This is a genomic window from Quadrisphaera sp. DVD1, assembly GCF_058932755.1.
In genome coordinates this window covers 1-4,153 of record NZ_JBZYWI010000206.1, presented here as the reverse complement: position 1 = coordinate 4,153, position 4,153 = coordinate 1, and the positions used below count along the sequence as shown (strand labels likewise).

Annotated in this window: 5 protein-coding genes and 1 pseudogene; 2 read left to right on the top strand and 4 right to left on the bottom strand. The window is 76.4% G+C overall.

What is annotated here, in order from left to right; all coding sequences use genetic code 11:
- From ruvA to pdxT, 4 genes are all read right to left on the bottom strand, one after another.
- The coding region (gene ruvA, locus AC5FZL_RS15805) for a Holliday junction branch migration protein RuvA (protein WP_493619837.1) at positions 1 to 381 on the bottom strand (381 nt) is incomplete at its 3' end.
- Positions 382 to 444: 63 nt separating this feature from the next.
- The gene (ruvC, locus tag AC5FZL_RS15800) at positions 445 to 1,059 is read right to left on the bottom strand and encodes a crossover junction endodeoxyribonuclease RuvC (RefSeq protein ID WP_493619836.1); all 615 of its coding nucleotides are present in this window, start codon (positions 1,057 to 1,059) and stop codon (positions 445 to 447) included.
- An 82-nt stretch (positions 1,060 to 1,141) separates the two neighbouring features.
- Positions 1,142 to 1,888 (bottom strand): YebC/PmpR family DNA-binding transcriptional regulator, encoded by a 747-nt coding sequence (locus tag AC5FZL_RS15795; protein ID WP_493619835.1) that lies wholly within the window; start codon positions 1,886 to 1,888, stop codon positions 1,142 to 1,144.
- A gap of 68 nt (positions 1,889 to 1,956) precedes the next feature.
- Complete coding sequence (pdxT, locus tag AC5FZL_RS15790) at positions 1,957 to 2,577, bottom strand: pyridoxal 5'-phosphate synthase glutaminase subunit PdxT (protein ID WP_493619834.1); 621 nt, start codon at positions 2,575 to 2,577, stop codon at positions 1,957 to 1,959.
- 64 nt (positions 2,578 to 2,641) lie between these two features.
- Between pdxT and AC5FZL_RS15785 the strand changes: the two genes are divergently transcribed.
- Together AC5FZL_RS15785 and AC5FZL_RS15780 are read left to right on the top strand one after the other, a co-directional pair.
- A complete protein-coding gene (locus AC5FZL_RS15785; RefSeq protein WP_493619838.1) occupies positions 2,642 to 3,877 on the top strand; it encodes an aminotransferase class V-fold PLP-dependent enzyme in 1,236 nt (411 codons plus the stop codon).
- A pseudogene (locus tag AC5FZL_RS15780) lies at positions 3,874 to 4,153 on the top strand (peptidyl-tRNA hydrolase); the annotation flags it as partial. The gene AC5FZL_RS15785 and the pseudogene AC5FZL_RS15780, both read left to right, overlap by 4 nt.

Below are 4,153 nucleotides of genomic sequence, written 5' to 3'. Positions count from 1 at the left end.
GACCTCGAGGACGATGCGCTGGGCCCCCTTGCGGCCGATGCCGGGCACCTTCATGAGGGCGGTGAGGTCCTCGGTGGCGACGGCGCGGCGGAGCTCCTCCGGGCGGTGCACGGCGAGCATGGCCAGCGCCAGGCGCGGGCCGACGCCGCTGACGGTCATCAGCGTCTCGAAGCTGTCGCGCTCGTCGACGTCGGCGAAGCCGAACAGGGTGAGGGAGTCCTCGCGGACGACGAGGCTGGTGTGCAGCACCACCTCGGCGTCGTGCCGCAGCTCCGCGAGGGTGTTCGGCGTGGCCTGCACGAGCATGCCGACGCCCCCGACCTCGACGACGACGCCGTCCAGCCGCAGCGCCAGCACCCGGCCCCGCACCGACGCGATCACCGGCGGACTCCTCGTGCGCTCACAGCGCCACTGTAGACGAACACGTGTACGACGGGGCCCTCCTCAGGTACGGGCGCGGCGCGCGGCGCGCGCGGCGAGCAGGATCGGCGACCGCTCGGTCTCGGCGGCCGCGCGCTGCGCCGCCAGGGCCCAGGCGCTCTGCGCCGACGTCGGCGCCCCCGCGCCCGGAGCGCGCGCGCCCGGGACGGCGGAGCGCCACAGGTGGCACAGGGCCAGGGCCAGGGCGTCGGCGGCGTCGGCCGGCCGCGGCGCCTCGACGAGCTCGAGGATGCGGGTGACCATCAGCGTCACCTGCTCCTTGCCCGCCCGGCCGGAGCCGGTGACGGCCGCCTTGACCTCGCTGGGCGTGTGGCTGGCGACGGGCAGCCCGGCCCGGGCGGCCAGCACCATCGCGATGCCGGAGGCCTGGGCGGTGCCCATGACCGTGCTCACGTTGGCCTGGGCGAAGACGCGCTCCACCGCGACGGCCTCGGGGCGGTGGCGGGTGATGACGGCCTCGAGGCCGTCGCTGACCGCCAGCAGGCGCTCGGCCAGCGGCGCGTCGCTGGGCGTGCGCACCACGCCGACCGCGACCAGGCGCGCACGGCGGCCGGGCAGGCCGTCGATGACGCCCCACCCGCACCGGGTCAGCCCGGGGTCCACTCCCAGCACGCGCACGGGACCACCCTCGCACGCCGGGACGACGGAAGGGCTGCACTCCGTCACGGAGTGCAGCCCTTCCGCGGCGCCGGAGGGCGCTTCAGGCCTGTGCGAGCGCCTCGTCGGGCACCTCGAGGTTGGCGTAGACGTTCTGGACGTCGTCGAGGTCCTCGAGGGCGTCGATGAGCTTGAGGACGGAGCCGGCGGCGTCGGCGTCCAGCTCGACCTGCATGGACGGGACGAAGGAGACCTCGGCCGAGTCGTACTCGATGCCGGCCTCCTGCAGCGCCGTGCGCACGGGGACCAGGTCGGTGGCCTCGCTGATCACCTCGAAGGCGTCACCGATGCCGTTGACCTCCTCGGCCCCGGCCTCCAGCACCGCCGCGAGGACGTCGTCCTCGCTCGTGCCCTCGGCCGGCACGAGCACGAGGCCCTTGCGGTTGAACAGGTAGGCGACGCTGCCGGGGTCGGCCAGGGACCCGCCGTTGCGGGTGAAGGCCACGCGCACGTCGGACGCCGCGCGGTTGCGGTTGTCGGTGAGGCACTCGACCAGCACGGCGACGCCGTGGGCGGCGTACCCCTCGTACATGATCGTCTGGTAGTCGGCCCCGCCGCTCTCGGCGCCCGAGCCGCGCTTGACCGCGCGGTCGATGTTGTCCTTCGGGACGCTGGACTTCTTCGCCTTCTGGATGGCGTCGAAGAGGGTCGGGTTGCCGGCCGGGTCACCTCCGCCGGTGCGGGCCGCGACCTCGATGTTCTTGATCAGCTTCGCGAACGCCGAGCTGCGCTTGGCGTCGACGACGGCCTTCTGGTGCTTGGTCGTCGCCCACTTGGAGTGGCCGGACATGGAGCATCCCCCTCAGCGTCGGATCTGCCCCGATCCTAGCGCCGCGCGGCCCCGGGCCCCACGGGCGATCACCCGACCGCGAGCGCCTCGGTGACCATCCGCAGGAACAGGCGGTGCACCCGGGTGTCGCCGGTGATCTCCGGGTGGAAGGACGTCGCGAGCAGCCGGCCCTGCCGCACCGCGACCACGGTGCCCGCCGCCGCCGCGGTGCCCACCCGGGCCAGCACCTCGACGTCCGGCCCGGTGGCCTCGACCCACGGGGCGCGGATGAAGGCGGCGCGCACCGGCCCGCCGTCCACACCGGCGAAGCGCAGGTCCTCCTCGAAGGACTCCACCTGCCGGCCGAAGGCGTTGCGCCGCACGAGCACGTCGAGGCCGCCGAAGGTCTGCTGGCCCTCGATGCCGTCGACGAGCCGGTCGGCCAGCATGATCATCCCGGCGCAGGAGCCGTAGGCCGGCATGCCGGCCGCGACGCGCTCGCTCACCGCCTCGTGCAGGCCCCAGCGCCGGGCCAGCTTGTCCATGGTCGTCGACTCTCCGCCGGGGATGACGAGGGCGTCGACGGCGGCGAGCTCCGCCGGCCTGCGCACGGTCGTGGCGCGCGCCCCCACCGCCTCGAGGGCGTCGACGTGCTCGCTGACATCGCCCTGCAGGGCCAGGACGCCGACCAGGGGCTGCTGCTCGCTCACGGGTCGGGCAGCGCCCGCGGGGGCCGCGGGATTCCCGCCCGGGGAGGATGGTGGCGTGAGCGACGTGCTGGCCCGGCTGCGGGCGCGGGCCGAGGAGGCCGAGGCGTCCGCGCCGGCCGGCGTCCCGGAGCGGTTCGACCTGCCCGAGGGCCTGGTCTACCTCGACGGGAACAGCCTCGGCGCCCTGCCGCGCGCGGTGCCCGCGGCCGTGGCCGACGCGGTGGCGCGCCAGTGGGGCCAGGACCTCGTGGCCTCCTGGAACACCGCCGGCTGGTGGGACGCGCCGCAGCGCGTCGGTGACGCGGTCGGAGCCCTGGTCGGCAGCGCCCCCGGGCAGGTGGTCGTCGGCGACGCGACCTCGGTGCAGCTGTACAAGGCGCTGCTGGGCGGCGCGGCCGCGCGCCCGGGGCGCCGCGTGGTGGTCACCGACCCGGGCAGCTTCCCCACCGACCTCTACGTGCTGGACGCCGCGGCGCGCCTGGCCGGCCTCGAGGTCGTGCTCGCGACCCCGGCGCAGGTGCCGGGCGTCCTCGCCGCGCGCGGCCGGGAGGTGGCGCTGGTCTCCCTCTCCCACGTCGACTACCGCACCGGTGAGCTGTGGGACCTGCCGGGCCTGACCGCCGCGGCGCACGCGGCGGGGGCGCTGGCCCTGTGGGACCTGTGCCACTCCGCCGGGGTGGTCGAGGTCGGCCTCGACGAGCACGGCGTCGACCTGGCCGTGGGCTGCGGCTACAAGTACCTCTCCGGCGGACCGGGAGCCCCGGCGTACCTCCACGTCGCCCGCGCCCTGCAGCCGCAGTTCGAGAACCCCCTCGCCGGCTGGCACGGCCACGCCGCGCCGTTCGCGATGGCGGACTCCTACGCGCCCGCGGAGGGCATCGCCCGCGCGCGCACCGGCACCCCGCCGGTGCTGTCCCTGCTCGCGCTGGAGGCGGCGCTGGGCGCCTACGACGGCGTGCCGGTGGCCGACGCCCGCGCCCGGTCGCTGTCGCTGACCGGCTTCGCGCTGGAGTGCCTCGACGCCCTCGTGCCCGAGGTCTCCCCCGCCACGCCGCGCGAGGGCGCCCGCCGCGGCTCGCAGCTCGCGCTGCGCCACCCCGAGGCCTACGGGGTGGTCCGGGCGCTCGTCGCCCGCGGCGTGGTCGGCGACTTCCGCGAGCCCGACGTCGTGCGCTGGGGCTTCGCGCCGCTGCACCTCACCCACGCGCAGGTGCTGGACGCCGTCCTGGCGCTGCGCGCGGTCCTCGACGCCGGCGAGCAGCGCGACCCCGCCCACGCGACGCGGAACCCGGTCACGTGAGCGACCACCACCCCGAGCGCCACCCCGACCTGCACGCCGACCCCGACGACGACCGGCACCGCGCGCTCGACGCCGCCGACCCGTGGGCGATGTCCCTCGTGGTGCGGGTCGAGCGCGCCGAGCCGCCGGCGCACACCGCGGTCCTGGCCGCCGCGGCGCGCGCGGTGGCGCTGCTGCTCACGGACCCCCGGGTCACCGAGCCGGACGGCGAGCTGCGCGCGGCGGTGCAGCGCTGGCGCGACGGGCGGATCCGGAAGATCGCCCGCCGCGCCCGGG